Here is a 24586-nt window from a genome sequence, read left to right on the forward strand (position 1 = left end):
CCCCTGCATCCCGTGTCAGCACAGGATGCAGAGGGCTCTCGTGATGGCGCGTCAGGCCGAGCGGCGGCGCAGGTGGAGCAGCCACGTGCCCGCGGCCAGCAGAGTGAGGGCAAGGCCCGTCCAGACCCAGCCGATCGTGCCGTCTGCGCCGGTCGTCGCCAGGGGGTCGGGAGAGCTGTCGGCTCCGGGGGTCGTGTCGGTGCCGTGGCCGTCGCCGGGGCTTCCGTTCCCGGTGCCTCCGTCGCCGTCCTCTCCAGGCGTTCCCGCGTCGACCGCGGCGAACTCCACCGAGGCGAGCACTCTGCTCTGGACGCCGGTCAGCACCAGGTCCGACCCCTCGATGGCGAAGCTGTCGACGCCGCTGGCCGTGACCGTGGAACCCGCGATCCGGAAACCGGCCGCCGGGGTGAGGGTTAGGCGCACCTGGCCCCCACGATCGGCGACGCCCTCTGCGGGCGAGACGGCGCCCCCGCGCACCTCGGTGCCATAGCTGAAGCGCACGGTCTGAGCCTCCACCGCGTCGACGGCGGCCTTCAGTGCATCGAAGCTCGTACGAAGCTGCTCGCTCGTCGGTGCCGCTGCGGCACGTCGGTCGAGCGGGGCTGCTTCCCCTGCGAGCAGAGCGGCACTGTTCGACGTCGCGGTGGCGAGCGCCTCGCCGAGGGTCTGATCGAAGACCCGGCCGTTGGCGGCCTCGACCTCGTTCGCGTTCATCAGCTCGGTGGCGTACTCCACGGCCTGGGAGAGCGCGGCGTTCTCGGCGGTGGAGTCGCCCGCCGCGAACAGGGCGGCGACCTCGGTTCCGGTCAACGCCGTGTCCCACATCCGCAGGTCGTCCATGTCGAGACCGATGCCGTAGCTCTTGCTGCCGTCGACGCCCACGAGCATGTTCAGACCACTGGTCATGCTGCCGATGCCCGCGATGCTCATCTCCTTGGCCAGCACGCCGTCCAGGTAAGTGCTCGCCACGTTGCGCGTGCGATCCACGGTCACGGTCATGTGGTGCCACGAACCCCGGTAGTCGCCGACATCACCGGTCGCATATACGCCGTTCGTGCCGTCGCCGAGGGTGAACTCGAGCTTGCCGGTGTTGGTTCCCTCCGGCGCGAGGTTGATGCCGGAGCGGTACCAGTTCGCCCAGTTCTTGTTGCTGATGATCGCGCCGTAGCCGCCGACTCCTGTGACCTTCGTCCAGAAGCCGATGGTGAGGTCCTTGTCCGTGCCGAGATCGAACTCGGGGCGGGACCCGAGGTCGATGTAGTTGCTCGCGCCGCCGCCGATGCGTACCGCCGTTCCCGACGCGCCGGGGCGGTCGGTGTCGACATAGGAGACCGATCCGACCGGCTTCGCCGCGGGAGCCGTGCCCGCATGTGCGCCGGTGTCTCCGAGGTCGCCCTCGAAGGCGAGGTGCAGGAATTCGCCGTCCGGCGCAGGCGCGGGCGCCGCCGGGAAGTCGGGGAAGACGAGCTCGCCGGCCGTGCGCACGATGCCGGTGAGCGGTTCGGACGCGTTCCGGAAGTCATCGTAGGCGGTGACCGTAACGGTGTAGTTCTTCGCCGCCTTCAGGCCGCGGATGTCGAACCCCATCGTGTTCGGGGTCATGTAGAACCGCGAGTACGCCTTGAACGAGCCGGCGACGGACTTCGGGGCGTTGCTTCCGAAGTCGGGCACCTGATTCGCCGTGAACGGCACGGGGTTGCCGGCCTGGTCGCGGATCTCGACCCCGTAGTGGTTCACGAGCTCATCGTCCTTCGCCTGATCGAAGCGCAGCGTGAGGGACTCCTCTGTGATGTCGCTCGCGGTCACGGCAGCGGCACCCCACCACGGTGCGACCGTGCTGCGCTGATCCGCGGTGTACGTGAAGCCGCTCTTGCCCTCGGTCGTGTCGATGACCCAGGGCATGCCGATCCACCGCTGATGGGTGACATCGAAGCGGCGGATGACCGTGCGCCCGTCGGTGAGCACAGACACGAAGTTCGCGCTCTTCTGCGGGACCCCGGCGGCGGCATCGCCCTGGTTGCCGCCGAAGTAGCCGCCGCCGATGAAGTCAGCGGGGACATCTTGGTAGATGTAGTTCATCGACGCGTTCTCGTAGACCGTGAAGTCCCTCTGGAAGATGCTCGTCTCCGGGTTCGATGAGAAATGGGTGTGCGCGGAACCCAGCATCACCTGCGGGTAGTCCGCGAGGATGCGCTGCAGATCGGGTCCTGCCATGTCGTAGTCGGCATGGAAGGGGCCACCCAGCGAGGTGCCGGCGTACCCGCTGTGGATCGAGACGAAGATCGGCGAGGCCGGGTCGTAGTCGGGCTTCGCCGCGATCTCCTGGAGCGTGCTGCGGAGGTAGGCCTGGTAGCCGGAGCGCTGGCCGCTGTATCCGAACGTGTTCGTGCCGTTGTAGTCGAGGCCGATGAAGTCGATGCCCTCGATCGTCGTGTGGAAGTTGCTCACGTAGCCGGTGTCGGCGTTCGGGTAGAACCACTCCGGCGCACCGGCGGGCGCGTTCGAGCGTGCGGCCTCGAACGTCGTGCCCATCAGATCGGCGATGTCGTGGTTGCCCTGTGTCAGAAGCACCTGCGACTCCGGGAACGTCTCGCGCATGACGCGTTCGACCGCGCGGTACCAGCCGGCGACCTTCTCGCTGTCGCCGGCGAGGTGAGCGGAGTACTCGGGATCGTTCGCGCCGGGCGCGACGTCATGCTGGAGCGCACCTCCTATCCCGACTGGATCGCCGATCGGGTCGCCGCGATCGCGGACGACGAAGCCTCGGTCGTCGAGGCGCTCACTCGCGACTTCGGTGTCGTGACCGCCTTCGCCGAGCACGCCATCGACGCTGTCCCGGTCTCCAGTGCGGACGCCACCCTGCTCGGCGTCCGTCGCGCGAGCCCGCTGCTGCGTGTGCGCCGGGTGAGTTACGCCTCGGCCGGTGAACCGATCGAGTACGGGGAGGATCGCTACCTTCCGGATGCCGTGACGTTCCTAGTCACGGCATCGCGGGAGAGCACGCCGCTCACGCGTACCGAGTTCTCGCGGTAGATCCGGGGCCTGCCCGGGCACCAGGCCCGCGTCGCGTCCGGCGACGTCGAGGGCGCCGAGTAATGTGAATACGTGACAGGAACACGAACAGAAGCGGCATTCTCCCGCGCTGTCACCGCATTCAGCACTCCGACGCTCGATCTGCTGCACGGTCGCTTCGCGCCCTTCGTGGTGGCCTCGCTCTCGCTCCTGTTTACCGCCGACCGGGCATCCATCCCGATCGCCGATGCGCAGGCCGAGCTCTCCGAGATCCTCGACGAGTTGCGGGGAGCAGGCGACGATGAGGACGACCGTCGGGTACCGGCGGGGACGGGACGCGACGTCGCCAGGAACTGGGTGCGGCTGGGCTGGCTGGTGCAGCAGATCGATGAGGACATCGAGGTGTACCGGCTGTCCGCACACGCGGTGGAGGCCCTGGAGATCGCGGGACGCACGGGAGGAGGCCGCACGCGTGTCTCCAACTCACGGGTGCGCACGCTCCTCGAAGCCGTGGAGCATCTGGCCGACAGCGCCGAGGCCGATCCCCTTCGCCGGCTCGCCCGTCTGCGTGAGGAGCGCGCCGCGCTCGACGCCGAGATCGACCGGATCGAGGAATCGGGCCGGGCCGATCCACTGGACGACGAAGAGCTCTACGAGGAAGCCGAGAACGTGCTGCATCTGGCGCGCGAGCTCCCGGCCGACTTCACACGGGTCGCCGAGTCCCTCAAGCTGATGCAGCGCGACGTCGTCGCCCATCTGCGCCGCGACGAGCGGCCGACGGGTGAGGTGCTCCGCGAATACCTCCAGCGCGCGCAGGACGTGATGAACTCGACGCCGGAAGGGCGCGCGTTCGCCGGTGCCCTGAGACTCATCGGCGATCCGGACCGCATCGATGCGCTCACCGAACAGCTGCACGGCCTGCTCCGGCAGCCGTTCGCCCGCATGCTCGACGCCACCCAGCGTGCCGAACTCGATGCGATCGGGCGTCGGGTGGAACTCGGCGTCGAGGAGGTCCTCGCCGCGCAGCGGCGGGCATCCCACGTCATCACCGGCCAGGTGAAGACCCATGATCCGCTGCGGGACCGTCAGATCGACGACCTGCTCCGCGACGTCATCGCCGCGCTTCACGTCTGGGATGGCACGGGGGCGAGCGCCGCGCCGGTGCGCAGCCTCCCGCTCATCGATCTGGGTCACCTCAGACAGACGGTGAGCAGCATCCGCCCTCCCGCCGTCCCCGCCCCGCTCGCGGATGCCGAGGATGTCGAGTTCCCCGATGTCGACACGCGAGCGTGGGGTGGTCCGAGGTATGCGGAGCTCGAAGAGTACGTCTCGAACCTCGGCCCGGAGTTCGATCTCGCGACCGCTTTCGAGGACGCCGCCGACGACACCCGCCGGCCCGTCGACCTCGTCGGACTGCTCGAGATCGCTCATCGCAACGGCATGACCGAGAGCGATGCGGTCTCGGTCGTCGAGGCGCTGCGTCCCGACGGCTCGACACGACGTTTCGCGTTCGGCGCCGTCACGGCGCGCAACCCGAAGGAAGAAGCACATGCCTGAAGAGAGCCTCGTGACGGAAGCGCCGGTGGACGACGCGTTCATCGCCCCCGTCCCGATGGAAGACGACATCGAGGAGCACTTCGCGGGTGATCGAGGGACCCTCGATCCCGAGATCCGACGGCTGCTCGCGCACATCCTCCAGCGTCGTTTCATCGCCGCGGAGCGCAATCGTCGGGAGTGGACGCTTCTGCTCGACCACCAGCAGGTGATCGAGTCGCGGCTGAACGACCTCTACCTCCGCCTGGTCGTCGACCACGGTCGCGGTTTCGCCTACAAGCAGCAGTTGCGCTCCGATGAGATCGACATGCCGGTGCTGCTGAAGGACGCGCCCTACACGCGAGCCGAGACCCTGGTGCTGGTGCATCTTCGCACGGTGTATCAGCGCGAGTCCGCCGCCGGTGAGGCATCCGTGCGCATCGACATCGAAGACCTCGAGCAGACGGTGCTCAGCTACTTCACCGACGTCGACGGGGGCACGGCCCGACAGCAGAAGGCCATCCGGAACGCGATGGACCGTCTGGATCGAGAGGGCATCGTCCAGGAGGAGACCAGTGGGCGCTATCGGATCAGTGCGCTCGTCGAGGTCGTCCTCAGCGCCGAGACCCTGAAAGAGCTTCGCGATTGGCTGCGGTCGCAGGAAGTGGTGGAACGATGACCATGGTCGACACGCTCTTCGGACTCATCCCCGCGGGGTCGCGGGGACAGCAGTGGGTCGCGGAGGAGCTGCAGCTGATCAACTGGGGCGGATACGACGCCGGCCCCCATCGTGTGCGCTTCTCACCCGACGCGACCCTGCTCTGCGGGGGCTCGGGTTCCGGCAAGTCCACCCTCATGGATGCGTACATCGCCTTGATGATGCCCCACACGACGCCGTTCAACGGCGCCTCGAACGGCGGAGTGACGGGTCGCCCTCGCGGCGACGAGCAGCGGAACATCCTCTCCTACGGGCGCGGGAAGATCGACGAATCCCGCACCGAGGACGGCACGAAGCTGCGTGTGCTGCGCGGCGACGGCGAAGACACATGGAGTGCGATCGCGACGACGTGGCTCGACCACGACGGATCGCGTTTCACCGCGGTGCGCGCGTGGTACATCCCCGCGGATGCTCGCACTCTGGAGGACACGACCCGGGTGCGGGCCACAGTGAACGGGGCATTCGATCTGGGCCTTCTGGAGAAGGCGGCCACGCAGAGGCTCTCCGATGCGTCGGTACGGGCGACGGGACTGGAGACCCTGGCGACGGACCGCGAGTTCTCGGCGCGGCTGCAGGCGGTTCTCGGCATCGGGGCGGCAGGTTCCGGTGCGAAGGCGATCAGCCTCCTGGCGAGGATCCAGGCGGGGCAGCAGATCACGACGGTCGACGATCTGTACAAGAAGCTCGTGTTGGAAGAGCCAGAGACCATGGCCACCGCCGATGCCGTGGTGGCGCATTTCGACGAACTCGAGAGCACGCGTACGAGGATGCTCACCGCGAAGCAGCAGGTGAGCGCGCTCGAGCCGATCCGCGGGATCAAGGACCGCATCGCTGCCGCCGCCGAACGCGTGCGGGTGATCGACGAGGTCGGCGTCTTCACCGATCCCTCCTCGCTCGCCGCGCTCTGGAACGCGCAGCGGCGCCTGGATCTGCTGCGCGAGGTCGAGGTCGAGCTGGGGGATCGCACCCGCGCGCTCAGCCTCGCCGTCCGCGAGAAGCGCGCCCTCGTCGATGCCGCCGATCTCGAGCGTGAAGGCCTCCTCGATGTGCTGCGGCAGTCCGGCGGCGACCGCCTGGAGACCGCACAGCGTGAGCTGCGCGTGGCCGAGCGTCGTCTGGAGGACGTCCGGCGGGAGAGGGCGAAGTTCGACGCGATCGCCGAGGAGCTCGGGGTGGAGGTCGAAACCGCCGCGCAGTTCGATGCCTTCGTGGCCGGCACCCGGGGCTCATCGCCGAAGTCCGACATCCGCGACGCGCGTGCGGCCTTCGCGGATGCGGAGACGGCGCGCAGGACCGCCGAGGCCGAGATGCGGCGTCTGCGCGACGAACGCGAGAGGACCATCCGCGTGCGCGGCAGCATCCCCGCGCACCTCGACGAATCACGCGCACTGCTCGCACAGGCGGTCGGACTCTCGCCATCGGATCTTCCGTTCGTCGGGGAACTCATCGAAGTGCGCACGGAGTTCGAGCCATGGCGCGAGGCCTTCAACCTCGCGCTCGGCGGCTTCGCGAGGACGCTTCTGATCGACGTCGAGCATCTGGCAGAGTTCCGTTCGGCCATCAACGCGGTGCGCACCCCGGAACGGCTCAATTACGAAGGCGTCCAGACGGGGCTCCCCGAGATGCGGGGCGCCGACCCGAAGACGCTCCCCGGGCGGCTCGACCACCTGCCCACGCCCTTCACCGGCTGGCTCCAGCAGAGACTCCAGGAGCGCTTCGGGTACGTCTGCGTGGACTCGTCGTCGCAGCTGGGCGCGCATCAGAGAGCGCTCACCATCAGCGGTCAGGTCTCGCAGGGGAGTCGCGGCGCGCACGGCGGGCAGGACCGCGCCAACTTGCTGGGCTTCACCAACGACCGTCGTCTGCGTGAGATCGATGAGCAGCTGCGGCAGCTGAGCGCACGGCATGACGAGTGCGCCGCCTCTGCGGCGGACGCCGAGGCGGCCCTCGACCGGATCGAGGCGCGGTCGACCGCGTTCGCGAGGATCGATGACCTGACCTGGGAGCAGATCGATGTCGCCGCGGTGGAGGCGGAGCGCGCGCGCTGGGTCGCCGTCGAAGCCGAGGTCACCACGGCCAGCCCCGAGATCGGCCAGCTCCGGCACCAGGCCGACGACCTGAGGACTCGGGCGGCCCGGCTCCGCGACGACGAGGCGCGTCTGAGCAATGAGCTCACACAGACGCAGGATCACTGGGGCCAGGTCACCGACGACGTCGACGCGTGTCAGAGCGTCATCGATGCGGCCGCGGCATCGGGACTCGAGATGGGGGAGCGGCACGCGTCGTTCCTCGATGGTCGATTCCTGCATTCCGAGACGGGGGACACTCCGTCCGCGGCGGAGCGCCTGGCGCACCTGGACACCGCGCTGAGAACCGCGGCCCAGCGCCTTCACGAGGATCGCCGCGAGGCCGCCGAGGCCCACGAGCAGCAGCGCGAGAGCATGCGACGACTCATGACCGGGTTCCTGGAGCGGTGGGACAATCTGACGCTCCTGCCGGATCCGGACGCGTCGGTCGGGGAGTTCGAGAGCATTCTGGAGGCGCTCCAGACCAATGGACTGCACGAGCTGGAGACCGAGTGGCGCGACAGCCTCCTCAAGCTCTCCGGCAACGATCTGACGAGTCTCGACTCGACTCTCAGCCGTTCGCTGCGCGAGATCAAGGATCGCATCGATCCCATCAACCGCATCATGGAGGAGCTGCCCTTCTACGATGACGATCACCGCCTGCAGATCACCCCGCGGGAGAATCAGACGGAGGCGCGCAAGCGCTTCCGACGTGAGCTCCGCGAGGTGCGGGGACTGATCGATGCGGCCTCGACCGATGCGGAACGGGAGGCCGTGTATCGCAAGATGAGCCGCCTCATCGCCCGGATGCGTCGGACGGCGCCCGACTTCGCCGAACTCATCGACGTGCGAAACCACGTGCGGGTGAGCGCGGAGCGGGTCACCGCCGCGACACGAGAGCACGTCGCGCTCTACGATCACATCGGCGAGAAGTCCGGAGGGGAGTCCCAGGAGCTCGTCGCCTTCATCGTCGGCGCTGCTCTGCGCTACCAGCTCGGAGACGCGGGGGCGGCACGGCCGCGCTACGCGCCGGTCTTCATGGACGAAGCTCTGATCAAGGCGGATGCCCACTTCACCAAGCGCGCGATCGGCGCCTGGAGAGGACTCGGCTTCCAACTCGTGATCGGTGCGCCGAACGACAAGTACAGTGCGATCGAGCCGCACGTCGATGTCGAGTACAACATCCTCAAAGACACGCGCGGTCGCTCCTGGGCGAAGGCGAAGGTGGGGCTTCCGCAGGAGGCGGTCTGAGGAGAGGCGGTCTGAGGCGGGCGGTCGTCCTCCGCGCCGCTACTCGCACTCCCCGAGGAAGCCGAGGTAGCAGACGGCCTCGTGGGTGACCGCTGCTTCATAGTCGTTGTTGGACACCTGCCGCGTCGCGGTCTCGGGCGTGCGGGTGAGGTGGCCGAAATCGCCGAGCGAGGCGACGACCGAACCCTCCGAATCCTCCGCGCGCATGCGGTCGATCTCGGCGCGGTGCTGTCCGCAGGGGGTCACGGCCGCAGGAACGAGTTCGACGCCGGCGCAGGCTCCGGCGTAGTTGAACTCCATCGCATCGATGCAGTCCGTCCAGTCCTGGTCGACGGCGCACGGGCTCACTCCGTCGTCCGACACGAGGTACAGGCCGGTCTCGTACTCCTCGCTGTGGAACGTCTCCGGCTTCTCCGGCGAATCGACCTTCGTCCAGTGACGAGCGGTCGTGAAGGCCACCACCACGATGATGACCGCGATCAGCAGCAATGCACCGACGATCGAAAGCGCCACCCAGAGGCCGACCCGGCTCTTCTTCTGCGGCTCGCCGGAGGTCGGAGGAACGGCGTGGCCGGCGTATTCCGCCGGGCCTCCGCCGTAGGCCGGGGGAGCGGATGCGAACGCGGCCGCCCGCGCGAAGTCATGCCCGCCGAGGGGAATCGTCTCGGCGGTCGGCGAGGCGTCCGTCGTCGAGGAGGCATCGACGACAGGCGCCGTCTGCGGGCTCGTGGACAGCCAGTACTCGTACCAGCTCCGGCTGGCCTGCGGGTCGGCGGCGACCTGCTGCGCCTGGGCATCCGTGAGCTGGATGCCCAGTCCCTGCCGGGAGACGGCGTCCAGCAGGGAGGAACGGAATTCTTCGAGAGACAGCGCCATGCTCGTGATGATGGCAGATACCGGGTCGTCCGACAATCCGCTCCCGAACGGCGATGTCGCAGGCATCGGGAAGAATGTCGAGGTGATCGGTATGAGGAGCTTCTGGGACGCGCTGCCCACCGAGGGGCGCTGGTTGCTGTCGACCGTGGCCGTTCAGACGCTCGGGCGCGGCATGACACTGCCGTTCACGATCATCTACTTCCACGAGGTGCGCGGTTTCGACCTCGGCATCTCGGGGGCGCTGATGAGTCTCATCGCGATCACGGGTCTGGTCGTGACCGGTCCGGGGGGAACCCTGATCGACCGCTTCGGCGCACGACAGGTGCTGATCGTGGGGCTGCTGTCCATGATCGCCGGATGCACGCTTCTCGCCTACGCCACGCACCCGGCGGTCGCCGCGGTCGCCGTCATGCTCATCGGCGTGAACTTCGGTGTGTCCTGGCCGGGGTTCAACGCGCTCATCGCCACCGTGGTCGAGGGGGAGGTGCGCCAGCAGTACTTCGGCGTCAACTTCGCACTGGTGAACCTCGGGATCGGCGTCGGAGGAGTGATCGGCGGCTTCTTCGTCGATGTCACCGAGCCGGCCACCTTCACGACGATCTTCCTCGTCGACGCGGCGAGCGGCCTGATCCCGCTCGCTTTGATTCTCGGGCCGCTCCGCCACGTGCGCACTCAGCATGAGGCAGCGGTCGACGCCCCGCCCGTCGGGGGATACCGGGAGATCCTGCGTCGCCCCGCCGTGCTGTGGCTGACCCTTCTCACGTTCCTGTCGGTCTTCATCGGATACGGGCAGATGGAGGCCGGCTTCCCGGCTTTCGCGCGACAGGTCTCCGAGGTCTCCACCCAGGTCGTCGGCATCTCTTTCGCCGTGAACACCGCGGTCATCGTGCTGCTGCAGTTCGCCGTCCTGAAACTGATCACCGGCAAGAGGCGCACCAGGGTCATGCAGGTGATGGCGCTCTTCTGGGCGCTGTCGTGGGTGCTGCTCGGCGCGACCGGATTCCTGCCGGGCACTCTGGTCGCGGCCATCGGGGTGATCGCCTACATGGGCGTCTTCGCGTTCGGGGAGACGATGCTGCAGCCCACCGTCCCCGCGATCTACAACGACCTGGCCTCCGACCGTACGCGCGGTCGCTACAACGCCATCAACTCCGCGGCGTTCCAGGGCGGTGCCATCATGGGGCCGCTCGTCGCCGGCGTCCTGCTCGGCGGCGGGCTGGAGGGCTGGTTCATCGGCCTGATGATCGCGGGGAGCCTCGCTGTCGGGCTGCTGGCCCTGGTGCTCGAGCGCGCGGTCGACCCGGCGGCCAACGGAGTGGTCGACATCCATCGAATGGAGGAGCCCGACGAGGTCCGCACGCAATAGGCTCCGATCATGGCTCTGGAGTCTCTTTTCCTCCGACTGGATCGGATCGCCGGCGGGCGGCAGGCGGGCGTCGCCATCAGCGAGGCCGACCGCACGCACCCCAAGACCGTGCGTGCGTTCACCTGGATCATCTGGCTCCTGGTCGTCGAGCTGATCATCGGGGTCGGCGCCGTCGCCGTCGCACTCGCGTTGGCAGTCGACGGCGCGTCGGTCTCGTTCGCCGTCTGGATGCGCACGCTCGTCGTGCTGGCGATGACCGCGACCCTGTTCTACTTCGCGTGGCGGGCGCAGCGCGGATGGCGGTGGGCGTATCAGCGTCTGCGCCTGTTCGCGCAGATCTTCCCGGTGATCACGCTCGTGATGGCAGCGATCCCCGGGCTCTACCCACTCTGGATGGTGTCGGAGCAGATCGTGTTCAGCCTGATCATGATCGGTATCGCCGACTTCCTGACGAGCGATCACATGCGCAGCACCTTCGCGGCGCCCCGCGCCGAGCCCGACGGGGAATAACACGACGGCACCCCGCCACGCCACTCCCTTCCTCTGGTAGACACGGCCGGGCATCGTCGATCGCAGACAGTCGAGGAGGGGAACACGATGGCAAGACTCATCCGGGTGGTACCGGGGCAGGATCCGGGCTTCCGGCGCGTGCGATCGGGGTCGGGGTTCCGCTACGTCGATCCGGCAGGGGACACCGCACCCGAGGCCGATCGTGAGCGGATCCACGATCTCGTGATCCCTCCCGCCTGGCAGGACGTGTGGATCGCGGCCGACCCGCTCGCGCACATCCAAGCCGTGGGGGTCGACGGTGCCGGGCGCAAGCAGTACCTGTATCACCCGCTGTGGCGTGTGACGCGGGACCGCCGGAAGTTCGTACGTGCGCTCGATCTCGCGGCCGCCCTTCCTCGCGCCAGAGCCCAGGTCACCAGGGCGCTCGCGCAGGAGGGGCAGACGAGGGAGCGCGCTCTCGCCATCGCGTTCCGACTTCTCGACGATGCGGCCCTGCGCATCGGGTCCGAGCGATATCTGGTTCGGCACGGCAGCCGCGGTCTCACGACGCTCCGACGGCGTGATGTGCGCGTGGCCGGCAGCGAGGTCGCCCTGTCGTTCCCGGCCAAGAGCGGTCGCACGGCATCGATCGAGATCACCGACGAGTCACTCGCCGACGCTCTCACGGACTTCGCAGCCGGGAAGTCAGGGGCCTTCCTGCTCGCGTATCGCCGGGGGCGCCGTCGCATGCGGATCACACCCGCCGAGGTCAACGCCTACTTGCGGGAGGTCACGGGAGCATCTTTCACGGCGAAGGACTTCCGCACGCTTCACGGGACGATCATCGCCGCGGATGCCCTCGCGCGGATCGGTGAGCTCGACAGTCGCAACCACCGGAGCCAGGCCGAGCGCCTCGCCGTGCAGGCGGCGGCGACGGCGCTCGGCAACACCACCGCCGTCGCGCGCGGCAGCTACATCGATCCCCGGGTGTTCAGCCAGTACGCCCGAGGGCGGACGCTCGATCTCTCGGTGACGCCCGAGACGGCCATCCGTCGTCTCCTCGGCGGCCCGGAGATCTCCCGGAAGGTCAACCGGCGAGCAGGAGCCAGACGACGGCGATGAGCATCGGGACGAGAGGCGTCGCCACGGCAGCCAGGACCGGCCACCACCGCACGCGTGTGTCGACCCGGCGCGCCCTGGCGGCGAGCGCGTCGCCGTCGCGGCGGTAGGCCTCCGGATCGAGGGGAGCGGCGGCTTCGTCGCGATAGAGCAGGGTGCGACGTCCGAAGCGGCCATGCAGTGCTGCGATCACGGTGAGGAACCGGTGCAGCTCTGCGTCGTCGGTCAGGTCGACGGCGGGGAAGTACACGTGCAGCGTGCTGTCGACGATCTCCAGGTCGAGGTCGGCGCTCGCATCGAGGAGGATCACCATGAGGTCGGGAGTGAGCACATAGAGCGCATCCGTCTCGTAACCCGTCGGTACCGACACATCGAAGACGTCGCTGAAATCGCCCTCGAGTCGGAACCGCGATCGGCCGGTCGGGCGTCGTGGGAGCACACTGAGTGCTCCTCCGCCGCGCCGCGACCGGAGCGTGATCCGCGGCGCCTCGGACGGCAGTGGGATCCGCACCGCGCGCACCGTGTGCACGGTCGCCCCTTCGCGGTCGCCGACGACGAAGGTGCGCTCGACGCTGTCGAAGGGGATCTCGGAGCGACGCCCGTCGAGGTGATCTCGTGCGGTGCGACTCCCGCGATCGATCTGCTCGTCGATGGAGCCGCCCCACACGTGGTCACCGATGTCCGCGCGATACTCCCAGCCGAGTGCCGCAGCGACCGCGGCGAGGGCGGCACGTCGCCGCTGGTGCCGGCGGATGGTGATCGTCGAGGAGGCGACGAGCGCTGCACCGAGGAGAATCGCCCCCACCTGGGCGAGCGCGAGGATCGCGCCCGTCAGGCCGAGCAGGTAGAACGCCAGTGCTCCGGCGATCCCGAGGGTCGCAAGGGACGCCGCGACGAGGATCAGAGCGCCCCGCGCGCCATCCTCTGCGCGCGGTGCGGTCGCGCCGACCGAGAGCGTCGGCACCGTCAGGGCTTGTACACGATGGCGATGTTCAGCTGATCGCCCTCGCGGGCCCAGGCGAGCCATCGGGGTTCGCCCGTGCTGGTGAGCCGTTGGATCGGGATGACGTAGACGCCCTGCTCGGGGCGGCTCAGTGCGCGGAACTCGGGCTTCTTCGAGATCCAGATGGTGCCGCCACCGTCCCAGGGCTCGAGGCAGGTGTAGACGTAGCCGTGCGCGCGCAGGTTGACCCGGTCCGTGAGGGCTTCCGCCTGCTGCTTCAGCTCCGAGATGATCTCCTCGGGGACCTTCCCGTCGAGGGTGAAGGCCGCCACGTCGTACACGTTTCCCTCGCCGTAGTCCCTCGTGGCGAGCAGCGTCAGCTCGGTGACCCCCTTGTCGGAGGCACGGGTCCACAGCGCGTGCGAGTTCTTCGCGCGCTTGTTCATCAGGAACCCGCCGAAGTTCATTTTCTGGAAGGAGAAGTCGTCGAGCTTCGCCGCGATCTCTGCGCGTGTCGTCATGGGTGTCATGTCCTTGTCCGGGAGGTCGGATGGCCTCTCCGTCGAGTGAGCCTAGGGGTGCGGCGCGTCGGTTCGTCCGACTCCGAACGACCCCGAACGAACCCTGTCCGCAGACGCGCGACAGCGTGCCATAGGCTCGACTCATGCCCGCCCCGAGCACCCTCGATGAGCTCTGTCTGGGCCTCGGACGGATGCGTGCGGACGCGGGATCGCCGTCGTATGCCGAGATCGCCCGAAGGATCGGAAGCCTGCGCGACGGCGCCGAGCCTCCCAAGGTGACCGTCTACGACTGCTTCCGCCCCGGGCGGCGGCGGGTCGACGATCGTCTGGTCGGCGATATCGTGCGTGTGCTCGGCGGTGGGCGCACCGTGGCGGCTCGCTGGCGTGAGACCGCACGCGCCCTCAACGGCCAGAGATCGGGAGTCCACGTCGAGGTGACTCTCGGACCACGAGACGCCACCGGTGCGGATGTCGGACGAGAAGCGCTGCTGGCTGCGGTGCCCGCAGCGGACGTCCTCATCCTCACGGGCCTGCCAGGAGCGGGCAAGACTACTCTCGCCTCTGCACTGGCCGGCTCGTCGCCGGTGCTCACCGTGCACCTGCGGGAGTCGGAGCCCGACCGTCCGCACGCCGACCCGATCGACATCCTGCGGCGCATGCTCGGAGCGCTCGGCGTCCGCTCTCTTCCCTACGAACTGCCTCGTCTGCGGGAGCGGCTGGAGGCGGCAGCCCGCGACATCCTCGTGATCATCGAGGACGCGGGCGATGCCGGCCGCCTCGCGGCGCTGCTGGTTCCCGGTGTGCGCTTCATCGTCACAGCCCGCGTCGACCTGGCCGACCTCGAGCAGCGTCTTCCGTCGTCAGACCTGCATGTGGCGAGGGTCGTCGTCCCGCCGATGTCGAGTGGCGAAGCCCGCCGCCTCCTCGCTCGTCTGCTGCCTGTCGAGGAGGGGACATCCGCGAAGGGCGCAGAGGCAGCCCTGCGTGCGGATGCGCTGCGCCGCATCGTCGCGGTCGGAGGGGGCCTCCCGCTCGATCTCGTGATGCTGGCGGGAATCGTCCGCGAACACGAGGGCTGGTCGTTCCAGGACCTCGCATCGAGATTCGAGCACGAACCTCGCGATGCGCGCATCCGTCCGGTCCTGGAGGCGGCGACGCGTTCCCTGTCTCCGGCCGAGGCCGACCTTCTCGCCGATGCCGCGCTGCTGGACAGGGACATCGAGGAGGGCGTGCTCATCGCCGCGGCCGGTCCGTCCGCCGCGCGGGATCTGCGCCGCCTGCACGCCCGTCATCTGGTCGAGCTGCGTGAGGGGCGTGTGCGCATGCACGACACGGTCTTCGCCTTCGCGGCAGAACGGTCACGGTCGCTCCGGCCGTCGTCGGTGCGCCGACGGTTCGTGGACAGATCCGCGTCCGAGGTGCTCTCCCGGATCGGGGAGGACCCCGACTTCGCCGCACGTGAAGTCTCGACCGTGCTCGCAGTCGCGACCGCAGCCCGCGAGCACGGCCTCGACTCCGCCGTCGAGCAGGTGGCGATCGCGGCGCATCCCGCTCTCTCGCGCTGGTCGCTCTGGAGCGAATCCCTGCAGCTGCACGACTTGGCGGCGCGAGGGGAGGGGCTCGATCTCGTGCCGGACATCGCGCTCGGCGTGGCGCATTGCGCGGAGAAGCTCGGACGCCTCGACGAGGCGCTCATCACGCTGCAGCGGGTGCGCCGCATAGCCGCGGGATCGGCTCTCGCCCGCACTTGGAACCAGATCGGCAACGTCCAACGGTGGATGAGTCACCTCGATGAGGCGCTGGAGTCGTATGAACGCGCGATCGCACATGCGCGGGATGCGCGAGACCGTGTCGTGGAGGGACGCGCCGCCGGCAACCATGCAGACACCCTGCGCATCCTCGCCCGTTATCCGGAGGCGCTGGAGGGGTACGCCCTCGCCCTGTCGATGGCGCGGGCGGAAGGCGACGATCTCAATGTGGCCGTCGTGCGCGGCAATCGCCCGCTGCTGCTCCTCGCGATCGGGCGGCTCGATGATGCGGAGAGTGAGCTGCACGAACTGCTGGACGCGTCCGGCGGTGAATCCCTGCCTTTCGTCCGACGCACGCTCGCCCTCGTCGCCGAGGCGCGGGGCGACGACAGGCAGGCCAGCGACCTGTCCGCGGTCGCGATGCAGAGCCTGCGGACGGCGAGGGAGTTCGCGACCTCGGCCGATCTCGAGCTTCTCGACGCGCGGATCGCCGGACGAGCCGGAGATGTCGTGAGGGCGAGGACCGCAGCGGAACGGATCCTCCGAGAGGCGGAGCGTGCGGGCTCGCCGCTGATCGCGACGGAGGCGGCGAACTCGCTCGCCGAGATCCTGGTGTCGGCAGCCACGAGGGGTGCGGAGGATGCGGATGACCTCCTGCGGGGAGCCGAGCGGCACGCGCAGGAGGCGCGGAGCATCGCCGAGGCGACCGGGGATCGCGCAGAAGTGGCTCGCAGCGATGCGATCCTCGCTTCTGTCGCGCAATCGAGAGGCGACCAGTCCACCGGTCTCGTGCGCGCGCAGGCCTCCGCACAGGTCTACGCCGAGATCGGACACCGCCTGCAGACCGCGTGACGTCTCGGTCCACGGCGGTTCGTGCGGCATCCGGATGCCAGGATGGATGCATGGACACCGCCAACCTCACCCGCGAGGAGACCGCAGCGCGATCCGCTGCCGTCACCGTGCACCGCATCCGCGTCGAGCTCGACCTGACCGGAGCGCCGGAGCGCGCTCGCACCGGGTTCCCGACCGTGACGACCCTCGAGTTCTCGTCGACCGTCGACGCGATCTGGCTCGACTTCATCGGCGAAGGTGTCCAGCGAGTCTGCGTGAACGGCGTCGATCAGGAGATCGTCTACGACGGTGCCCGCATCGCCCTCTCGGGCCTGGTGGATTCCAACGTCGTCCGCGTCGAGGCGATCGGCGCGTACAGTCGCTCCGGTGAGGGGCTGCACCGGTTCCACGATCCGGTCGACGACGAGACCTACCTCTACACGCAGTACGAACCGGCCGACTCGCGGCGGGTGATGGCCTGCTTCGAACAGCCCGACATGAAGGCCGAGTACACCTTCGTCGTCGACGCCCCCTCCGGATGGGAGGTGCTCTCGAATCAGTCTCCGACGCACACCGATCTCGGTGTCGGCGTGCAGCGCGTGGAGTTCGCACCGACCCTGCCGATCTCGAGCTACATCACGGCCGTGGCTGCGGGACCCTACTCGCGGGTGGACGGCGAGTGGCGCCGCGACGATCAGAGCGTCGCCCTCGGCGTGTTCGTCCGCAGATCACTCGCTGCGCACCTCGAGGCCGAGGAGATCCTCGAGGTCACACGCCAGGGGCTGGACTTCTTCACCGATGCCTTCGCCTACCCGTATCCGTGGGGCAAGTACGACCAGATCTTCGTTCCGGAGTACAACCTCGGTGCGATGGAGAACCCGGGACTGGTGACGTTCACGGAGTCGTATCTCTCCCGTGGGGCGGCGACCGACGCGCAGCGCGCCGCGCGAGCCAACACGATCCTGCATGAGATGGCGCACATGTGGTTCGGCGACCTGGTGACGATGACCTGGTGGGACGACCTGTGGCTCAAGGAATCTTTCGCCGACTACATGGGCGCCCATGCGTCGGCAGTCGCCACGCGCTATCACGATGCGTGGGTCACCTTCGCCGCCAGCCGCAAGGCGTGGGCGTACCAGCAGGACCAGCTGCCGACGACGCACCCCATCGTGGCGGACATCACCGATCTCGAGGCCGCGAAGCTGAATTTCGACGGGATCACCTACGCCAAGGGTGCCGCCGTGCTCAAGCAGCTGGTCGCCTTCGTCGGGGATGAGGCGTTCTTCGAGGGCGCCCGTCTCTACTTCGCCGCCAACGCGTTCGGGAACACGACGCTCGACGACTTCCTGGTGCAGTTGAGCGCCGTCTCGGGGCGGGACATGAGCGATTGGTCGGCGGCCTGGCTGCAGACCTCGGGCATGTCCACGCTGTGGACCGAGACCGAGGCGGACGGGCGGAGCATCCTCGTGCAGACCGACCCTCGCCCGCATCGACTGCGCATCGGGCTGTACGAGCGTGTCGACGGCCGGGTCCTGCGGCGCGAGCAGCGTGAGCTCGACGTGGTCGGCGAACGGACCGAGATCGACCTGCCCGATGCCGATCTGATGCTGCTCAACGACGACGACCTCACCTATGTGAAGGCTCGTCTCGATGCGCGTTCGCTCGCGACGGTCGAGGAGTCCCTCTCTGCGATCGACGACCCGCTGGCGCGCGCCCTCGTCTGGTCGTCGCTGTGGAACGCCACCCGCGACGGCGAGCTCGCGGCGGCGCGGTACCTCGAGATCGTGCGCACCCATGCGCCCGCGGAGTCCAACATCGGGCTATTGACGGGCGTCCTCGCGAACGCCAGCTACACGATCCGCCACTTCGTCGCGGAGGCGAGCCGCGACCAGGAGCAGCGGCGCTGGGTCGAGACCGTGTGGAGCACGCTGGAGGCTGCGGACGCCGGGAGCGACGCGCAGCTCTCCTGGGCCCGGGCGTTCGCGACGGCATCCGCCTTCGACGACGGGCATCAGGAACAGGTGCGGGCACTGCTGGACGGGCAGGCACCCGAAGGCCTCGTCATCGATCCCGATCTGCGCTGGCAGCTCCTCACGGCGCTGGTCACCACCGGGCACGCCGATCTTGCGGATGTGGCCGCAGAGCAGCAGCGGGACGACACGGGCGACGGACGTACAGCCGCACGGCGGGCGCGTTCGTCGCGACCGGATGCCACCGTGCGCCGCGAGGCATGGGACTCCGCTTGGAACGACCTTGCGCTCAGCAACGATCACCTCGATGCCGAGATCGGGGGTTTCCGCGCCGGCGGGCGCCGTGATCTCGTCTCCGGCTTCGATGACGAGTACTTCGCGCGGATCGGGCAGGTCTGGGGCGCGCGCAGCATCGAGATCGCGCGACGGCTGGTGGTCGGGCTGTTCCCGGCCAGCGATTCGTTGGAACCGGTCGATGCATGGCTGGCCGCGAACGCCGAGGCGCCGGCCGCTCTCCGGCGGCTCGTGATCGAGCAGCGGGATCACCTCGCGCGTGAGCTGAGGGTCAGGGTCGCGCAGGCCTGAACCTGTGTGCCGTGTGCGGTCCGACGGTCGCCGGCCTCTTCGACTATCGCGCCCCGGGTGTGGTCGCGGGTGAGCGGAGTGCTCACAGGCGCGCGGCGTCAGGTCGTCGGGGCCGTCCGCAGCTGAGCGGATGTCTCGTGCCCGAGCGCGCGCAGATCGGGGCGGTCATCGCTCGAATGGCAGAGGATGATCGCGATCGCGGACGCCCAGGCGCGTGCCCGCACCCAGGTCTCCTCGTCGTATCGGCGTCCCGTGGCTCGGCGGAACACATGTCGGCCTTCTGCGTCGAAGGCGAGCCATCCTGCGGCGAGGTCGTAGGCCGGGTCGCCGGCTGTGACGTCGCCGAAGTCGATCAGAGCCGACAGCCGATCACCGTCGACGAGGATGTTCCCTGGGTGCAGGTCGCCGTGGATCCAGACGGACTCGGTCGCGGGGGCGGCGTCGAGCCCGGTCTGCCAGATGTCGGCAAGATTCTCGGCGATCGTCGCGGGAAGGTCTGCGAGGCGGGAGCGGATGCTGTCGTCCCGCACCGCCAGCGGCACCCCGCGGACCGGGTTCCGGGGTGCGTCTGCAGGTGCATCCCGGTGGAGGGTGAGCAGGACGGCAGCGAGTTGAGCGGCCCAGACGGTGTTGTCCCGACGGGGGCGACCGAGAGCCTGGCCGCCGGGCAACCACGGCACGATCGACCAGGGCCAGGGGAAGTGCGGGGTCGGCGAACCTGCGAACACCGGTAGGGGCGTGCGGACGTTCGCCGCGGCCAGGTGCATCGCGATCAAGGGGAGCGCACGCTGCTCGTGCCGGATCAGCGGCGCCGCCTGGAGTCGGCGGGGGATGCGCACCGCGAGATCCGCCCCGAGACGCCACGTGACGTTGTCCCATCCCTCGGCAGACCGCGTCAACGGAAGTGCCGCCAGCTCCGGTGCGACGGTGCGGACGAGTTCGCGGACGTCGCGCTCATCGAGTGCGACCTCCGCGCCGGGGGAGTCCGCCATGCTCAGAGATCGAGGGAGTCGCCGGGCTCCAGCACGAAGAACTCGCCGCCGCCCTGTTCCGTTGCCCACTGCAGCCGCTGCCTGTGCATGTTCTTCCCGATCACCGACAGCGTCATGTCATGGGTCCCGAAGGAGCGACGAGGGGCGACCGCGAGCACGAAGTCCATCGCCTCGCCGATCTTCAGCCAGGGAGCGCCGAGCGGTGCGGCGAGAGTGCCGACCGCGACGCCCTCGGGGACCGCGTAGGAGTCGCCGGGGTAGTAGAGCTCGTCGTTCACGAGCACGCCCACGTTCTCGACGGTCGGGAGGGAGGAGTGGATGACTTCGTGGGTGCCCCCGAAGAATTGCAGGGTGAATCCGCCGACGTCGACGGTGTCGCCGGGAGAGACGACGGTGATGTCGTATCCCTCTGCGGCGCGGGCGACGCCGGCGGGGGCGAAGATCGGCGTGCCGGGTGCCGCGCGCAGGAGTCTGTCGAAGTGGTCGGCCGTCCAGTGGTCCGGGTGCTCATGGGTGATCACGATCCCGACCAGATCGGCGAGGTCGTTCAGGGGTGTCGTGAACGACCCAGGGTCGATCAGAAGGGTCTTCTCGTTCGCATCGAGACGGAGGGCGGCATGTTCGAACTTGGTGACGCGCATGGAAAGAGTCAACTCCTTCCGCTCGCCCACGGCAAACGTATTCGGCGTCGGATTCGGTGCGCCACGCCCGGGATTCGGGAGAGGGTGGCGTCGATTTGGCGCAGTGAGAATCGCCGTGGCATACTTGAACGGTTGTCGCGGGACGGAAACGTTCCGCCAGACGGCCCCATCGTATAGCGGCCTAGTACGCTGCCCTCTCACGGCGGTAACGCGGGTTCGAATCCCGCTGGGGTCACACAACAGAGAAAGCCTCCGGTTCGCCGGAGGCTTTCTTGTTTCTCCCCCTCAGTGCCGGGGATTCAAGGACAGGGTGCGGAACGTCCGGTTCCTCAACGGCAGGATCATCAGGGCCATCATCGCGCCCCCGAAGAGTGCGAACGGCACCCCGACGGTCGTTGCCGATGCGAGAGCGCCGAAGCCGGCCATCGCGAGCGGCATCAGACAGTCGTCGCCGAGGCGCGTGAGCGCGCCCATCCGGCCGAGGTAGGCCGTGTCGACGGTCGCTGAGAAGGTGGCGCTGAGCAGCACCGAGGCGTATCCCGCGGTCGCACCGATCACGAACGCGGCTGCAGCGACGGTCCAGGCCGGACCGAACCCGAGCGCCACGATGCCTGCCCCTTGCACGACCAGCGCCCAGAACCCGGCGCGCGCCTCGTGACGTGGCCGCCACTTCGCCACCGAGACGGCCCCCAGCGCCGCGCCGAGACCGAGGAGCGCTTCGAAGAGCCCGACCGCCTGAGCGCCCCACCCCTCGTCGTGAGCACGGAGGGCGAGTCCGAGCCCGATCGCCGGGCCGACCGCCAGATTCAACCCCGACAGTGCGATCACGAGTGTGCGGGTCGTGGGGTTCACGGAGAGATGGGTGAACCCGCGGGCGATGCAGCGCAGCGCGGACTCCTTCTCCGCGCGGGCGAGGCGGAAGCGCGGGCGCAGCCAGATCGCGATGAAGGCGACCACCACGGTGAAGGTCAGGGCGTTCACCGACGCGCTTGCGGCAAGGCCTGCGTGCGCCACGACGAACCCGCCTATCGCTGCACCTCCCATGGTCCCCAGGCGTGACGCCGTCTGGGCCGCAGCTCCGTACGCCGGAAGATCGGCGGGTCTGACCAGCTGGCGCGCGATCGTCCCGGCTGACGGCTCGTAGAACGCATCGCACACCCCGAACGCGATGGCGGCGAGGAGGAGGACCGCGACCGAGGGCGGTGTCGTGAGCACCCACACGGCCACGGCGACCAGGACACCGACCCGGAGCACGTTGAACGCGAGCATGATGCGGCGGGCGTCCGCACGGTCGGCGATCACTCCTCCGAACAGGAGGATCACCGCGCGGGGCACCGTTCCTGCGGCGACGATCAGCCCGGCGACCGCGGGGGAGGCGACCTGCACGGCTGTCCAGGCGAGGGCGATCGTCCACAGGGCGTCACCGGCATCGGAGAGCGCCTTCACACCGATCCATGCATGCGCGAGGTGGTCCCGGCGGAACGCAGGAGGCGCGGTCACCTCGACGGGCTCGCTGACCGTCGCCATCACGGCTCCGTGGGGAAGGCGTGCGCGAAGACGAAGACGGGGACGCGCTCCTGACCGTCGTCGAGGTCGATGCCCTCCTGCCACTCGCGGATCGTCCCGAGGATCCGCGCGGAGAGGTCGCGCAGCTCGTCGGGCGACGCCCAGGCGGTCGTCTCCGTGTTCGAGCCGTCGTATCCCGCGTACGCGGGGTCTCGGCGACTGCGGTGCCAGCGCTGCAGCCGGTCTATCTGCATCCGGATGCCCTGCCGCTGGGCTTCGCGCGCGAGCAGGGCATCGGCGGGGGAGTCCGCGTAGTCGTCGGTCGACCAGGTCAACCCGCGTCGAGCCACCTTCCACCAGCTGGTGCGCTTGTCGCCGGCGGGATCCGGTGCGCGTTCGACGACGCCTGCGCGCTCCAGCATCCGCAGATGATGGCTGATGCTGCCGACCTGGCTGTCGAGTGCACGGGCGATCGCGGTGACCTGTGCGGTGCCGTACAGGAGCAGATAGTCGTAGATGCGGCGGCGCAGCGGGTGATGCACGGCGGTGATCACGGAGATGTCTTCCACGGGGGAAGACGCTAGTCCCGAGGTGACAGACGCACAAGACTTCTTGTATACCTCGGAATATCAACGAGAAGGCTCGCCCGGAAGCATCCGGGCGAGCCTTCTCCTACGGGGCGGCGTCAGTTCTCTTCGACGGATGTCCCGCTTGAGGATCCCGCGGCGTCACGGCGGTTGCGACGCGTCCGGCGCAGGAGCCAGACGAGGAGCACGACCACCCCGGCGAGTGCGAGCCACGGGAGGATGAAGCCGAGGGCGATGACCAGTGCGTTCAGCGACACCACGAGACCGTTCCAGCCGGCCAGCAGGCCGTCGCCGAAGCCGGCCGGGTCGGCGGTCGTCGGTGCGCTCGCCTTCGTCAGCTGCACCTGCAGGGAGGACATCGCGACCTGGTCGTCGAGAGCGGCGAGCTGCTGTTCGTAGGATTCGAGCTGGGCCTGGCGGTCGGTCAGTGCGACCTCGGCCTCGATCAGCTCGGACACGCTTCCCGATTGCGCCATGAGCTGCGTGAGCCGCTCGACCGATGCCTTCGTGGAATCGACGCGGGCGCGCAGATCGATCGCGGCAGACGTCACGTCCTGCTTCGACGTCGACGACGAGAGCACCTCTCCGGTGTCGGCGAGAGCGGCGATCACGTCGGGAAGATCCGCCGACGGCACCCTGATGCCGACCCAGCCGTACGCCGAATCGGCGGTGTCGGTGGCGGGATCGGTGCGGCCGTCGAGCGGGACCGACTTCCCGATCTCCGTGCTCTCGACGTAGCCGCCGTGCTCCTCGGCGAGGGCCGCGATCGCCGTCGCCGCCTCGGGGATGCTCTTCACCTGAACGGTCGCCTGCGCGGTGGCGATGATCTCGCGCCCGCTCTCCGCGTCAGCGGCACCGGGGAGCGTCGCCGCGTTCGCATCGGAGCTCACGGCGCCACCGTCCGACAGTGACTCGGGGGCCACGCCCGTGAGCCGCTCGGGCGATGAGGGTGCGGAGTCGGCGACCGTGCCGCTGGAGAAGCCAATACCTTCGGCCGTCACGGAGGTTCCCCCGCCTACGGCGCCGAGGATGGGGGGCGTCACGAGCACGCCGACCACGAAGGCCGCGGCGATGCCGCCGCCGGTGAGCCACCGCCGCCGACGAGCACGGGACTTGGCCTCGGCCGGGCGCGCCGGCGCGCGCTCGGAGGCGATCTCGGCGAAGACGGCGTCTTCGATACGGGCGATCGCCTCGTCCGAGAGGGCGGGCAGGTCGCTGCCGCTGGTCTTGTCGTTCATGCGTCTCTCACTTCCGTCACGGCGCCACGCAACTGCGTGCGTACTCGAGAGAGACGGTTCCTGACGACGGCGTGGGTCACCCCGAGCTCTTCCGCAGCCGCCTGATAGGCATAGCCCTCAGACGCGCACAGACGGAAGATCTCACGATCGAGTTCGCTCAACGTGCCCACTTCTCGGGCTATCCGCGCCGCCAGCTCGGCCGTGATGACCTGCTCCTCGACGCTCACCGTGTCCGGCAGCAGGGTCTCGTCCACGGCCTCGGCGGTGTGCGCCTGATCGCGCCGACGCTGACGGAGCCGGTTGGCTGCCTGGAATCGGCAGATCGTGGCCAGCCACGGCAGGATCGACTCGCCCTGGAGCTCGAGGTCGGGGATCTTCCGCCAGGCGACGACGAACGTCTCCTGGGTCACATCCTCGGCGTCGGACGGCGAGGCGAGGATGCCCTGCGCGATCCAGTACACGGGACGCACGTGTGCGCGGTACAGCTCGCGAAAGGCGTTCTCGTCGCCGGCCGCGGCCTGCGCCGCCCATCTCTGATCAGTTGTCTGCAGGGGCATCCTGGTTCCGTTCGGTGTCTCTCACGAGGAGAGTGTC

19 protein-coding genes and 1 tRNA gene are annotated in these 24586 nt (G+C 68.8%); 10 read left to right on the forward strand and 10 right to left on the reverse strand.

Features of this window, described 5'->3' with window-relative positions:
* Positions 1-51 precede the first annotated feature (51 nt).
* Entirely contained in the window at positions 52-2598 is a 2547-nt protein-coding gene (locus KY497_RS10805; protein ID WP_258185675.1) for a LamG domain-containing protein, read from the reverse strand.
* A gap of 54 nt (positions 2599-2652) precedes the next feature.
* Here KY497_RS10805 and KY497_RS10810 point away from each other — a divergent pair, with 54 nt between their 5' ends.
* The 4 genes from KY497_RS10810 to KY497_RS10825 all read left to right on the forward strand — a co-directional run bounded on the left by KY497_RS10810 (position 2653) and on the right by KY497_RS10825 (position 8580).
* Positions 2653-3033 (forward strand): UTRA domain-containing protein, encoded by a 381-nt coding sequence (locus tag KY497_RS10810; protein WP_258185676.1) that lies wholly within the window; start codon positions 2653-2655, stop codon positions 3031-3033.
* Positions 3034-3105: 72 nt separating this feature from the next.
* Positions 3106-4569, forward strand: coding sequence for a DUF3375 domain-containing protein (locus KY497_RS10815; protein ID WP_219869023.1), 1464 nt, complete (start codon positions 3106-3108; stop codon positions 4567-4569).
* On the forward strand, positions 4562-5224 hold the full coding sequence (locus tag KY497_RS10820; RefSeq protein ID WP_055868619.1) for a DUF4194 domain-containing protein: 663 nt from the start codon (positions 4562-4564) through the stop codon (positions 5222-5224). Before KY497_RS10815 ends, KY497_RS10820 begins: the two co-directional genes overlap by 8 nt.
* Entirely contained in the window at positions 5221-8580 is a 3360-nt protein-coding gene (locus tag KY497_RS10825; RefSeq protein WP_219869024.1) for an ATP-binding protein, read from the forward strand. Before KY497_RS10820 ends, KY497_RS10825 begins: the two co-directional genes overlap by 4 nt.
* Positions 8581-8619: 39 nt before the next feature.
* Here KY497_RS10825 and KY497_RS10830 read toward each other — a convergent pair whose 3' ends face one another.
* Positions 8620-9456: a hypothetical protein gene (locus tag KY497_RS10830; RefSeq protein WP_219869025.1), complete on the reverse strand. Its 837-nt coding sequence runs from the start codon at positions 9454-9456 to the stop codon at positions 8620-8622.
* 10 nt (positions 9457-9466) lie between these two features.
* Between KY497_RS10830 and KY497_RS10835 the strand changes: the two genes are divergently transcribed.
* The 3 genes from KY497_RS10835 to KY497_RS10845 all read left to right on the forward strand — a co-directional run bounded on the left by KY497_RS10835 (position 9467) and on the right by KY497_RS10845 (position 12433).
* Positions 9467-10822: an MFS transporter gene (locus KY497_RS10835; RefSeq protein ID WP_258185677.1), complete on the forward strand. Its 1356-nt coding sequence runs from the start codon at positions 9467-9469 to the stop codon at positions 10820-10822.
* Positions 10823-10831: 9 nt separating this feature from the next.
* A complete protein-coding gene (locus KY497_RS10840) occupies positions 10832-11332 on the forward strand; it encodes a hypothetical protein (RefSeq protein ID WP_055868615.1) in 501 nt (166 codons plus the stop codon).
* An 87-nt stretch (positions 11333-11419) separates the two neighbouring features.
* On the forward strand, positions 11420-12433 hold the full coding sequence (locus tag KY497_RS10845) for a DNA topoisomerase IB (RefSeq protein ID WP_219869027.1): 1014 nt from the start codon (positions 11420-11422) through the stop codon (positions 12431-12433).
* Here the strand turns inward: KY497_RS10845 and KY497_RS10850 are convergent.
* Both KY497_RS10850 and KY497_RS10855 read right to left on the reverse strand, forming a co-directional pair.
* Positions 12399-13394: a hypothetical protein gene (locus tag KY497_RS10850; protein WP_219869028.1), complete on the reverse strand. Its 996-nt coding sequence runs from the start codon at positions 13392-13394 to the stop codon at positions 12399-12401. The two genes, KY497_RS10845 and KY497_RS10850, sit on opposite strands and share 35 nt — an antisense overlap.
* A 2-nt stretch (positions 13395-13396) precedes the next feature.
* Entirely contained in the window at positions 13397-13894 is a 498-nt protein-coding gene (locus tag KY497_RS10855; protein WP_127482434.1) for a hypothetical protein, read from the reverse strand.
* Positions 13895-14037: 143 nt separating this feature from the next.
* Here KY497_RS10855 and KY497_RS10860 point away from each other — a divergent pair, with 143 nt between their 5' ends.
* Positions 14038-16494: a tetratricopeptide repeat protein gene (locus tag KY497_RS10860; protein WP_219869029.1), complete on the forward strand. Its 2457-nt coding sequence runs from the start codon at positions 14038-14040 to the stop codon at positions 16492-16494.
* Between the two features lie 50 nt (positions 16495-16544).
* Entirely contained in the window at positions 16545-19028 is a 2484-nt protein-coding gene (gene pepN, locus KY497_RS10865; RefSeq protein ID WP_219869030.1) for an aminopeptidase N, read from the forward strand.
* A gap of 98 nt (positions 19029-19126) precedes the next feature.
* Here the strand turns inward: pepN and KY497_RS10870 are convergent, their stop codons facing one another.
* The gene (locus KY497_RS10870) at positions 19127-20020 is read right to left on the reverse strand and encodes an aminoglycoside phosphotransferase family protein (protein WP_219869031.1); all 894 of its coding nucleotides are present in this window, start codon (positions 20018-20020) and stop codon (positions 19127-19129) included.
* A gap of 2 nt (positions 20021-20022) precedes the next feature.
* A complete protein-coding gene (locus KY497_RS10875) occupies positions 20023-20661 on the reverse strand; it encodes an MBL fold metallo-hydrolase (RefSeq protein WP_141385959.1) in 639 nt (212 codons plus the stop codon).
* 162 nt (positions 20662-20823) lie between these two features.
* Between KY497_RS10875 and KY497_RS10880 the strand changes: the two genes are divergently transcribed.
* A tRNA-Glu gene (locus KY497_RS10880) sits at positions 20824-20896 on the forward strand.
* Between the two features lie 50 nt (positions 20897-20946).
* Here the strand turns inward: KY497_RS10880 and KY497_RS10885 are convergent.
* The 4 genes from KY497_RS10885 to KY497_RS10900 form a co-directional block, all read right to left on the reverse strand.
* Entirely contained in the window at positions 20947-22188 is a 1242-nt protein-coding gene (locus tag KY497_RS10885; RefSeq protein WP_219869032.1) for an MFS transporter, read from the reverse strand.
* Entirely contained in the window at positions 22188-22736 is a 549-nt protein-coding gene (locus tag KY497_RS10890; protein ID WP_218683116.1) for a helix-turn-helix domain-containing protein, read from the reverse strand. Before KY497_RS10890 ends, KY497_RS10885 begins: the two co-directional genes overlap by 1 nt.
* A gap of 116 nt (positions 22737-22852) precedes the next feature.
* Positions 22853-23992: a DUF4349 domain-containing protein gene (locus tag KY497_RS10895; RefSeq protein ID WP_219869033.1), complete on the reverse strand. Its 1140-nt coding sequence runs from the start codon at positions 23990-23992 to the stop codon at positions 22853-22855.
* Positions 23989-24549: an RNA polymerase sigma factor gene (locus tag KY497_RS10900; RefSeq protein WP_017830773.1), complete on the reverse strand. Its 561-nt coding sequence runs from the start codon at positions 24547-24549 to the stop codon at positions 23989-23991. The genes KY497_RS10895 and KY497_RS10900 overlap by 4 nt, the downstream gene beginning before the upstream one ends.
* Between the last annotated feature and the right edge of the window lie 37 nt (positions 24550-24586).

It is taken from the genome of Microbacterium sp. PAMC22086, from assembly GCF_019443525.1.
In the GTDB taxonomy this organism is placed as follows: Bacteria; Actinomycetota; Actinomycetes; order Actinomycetales; family Microbacteriaceae; genus Microbacterium; species Microbacterium maritypicum.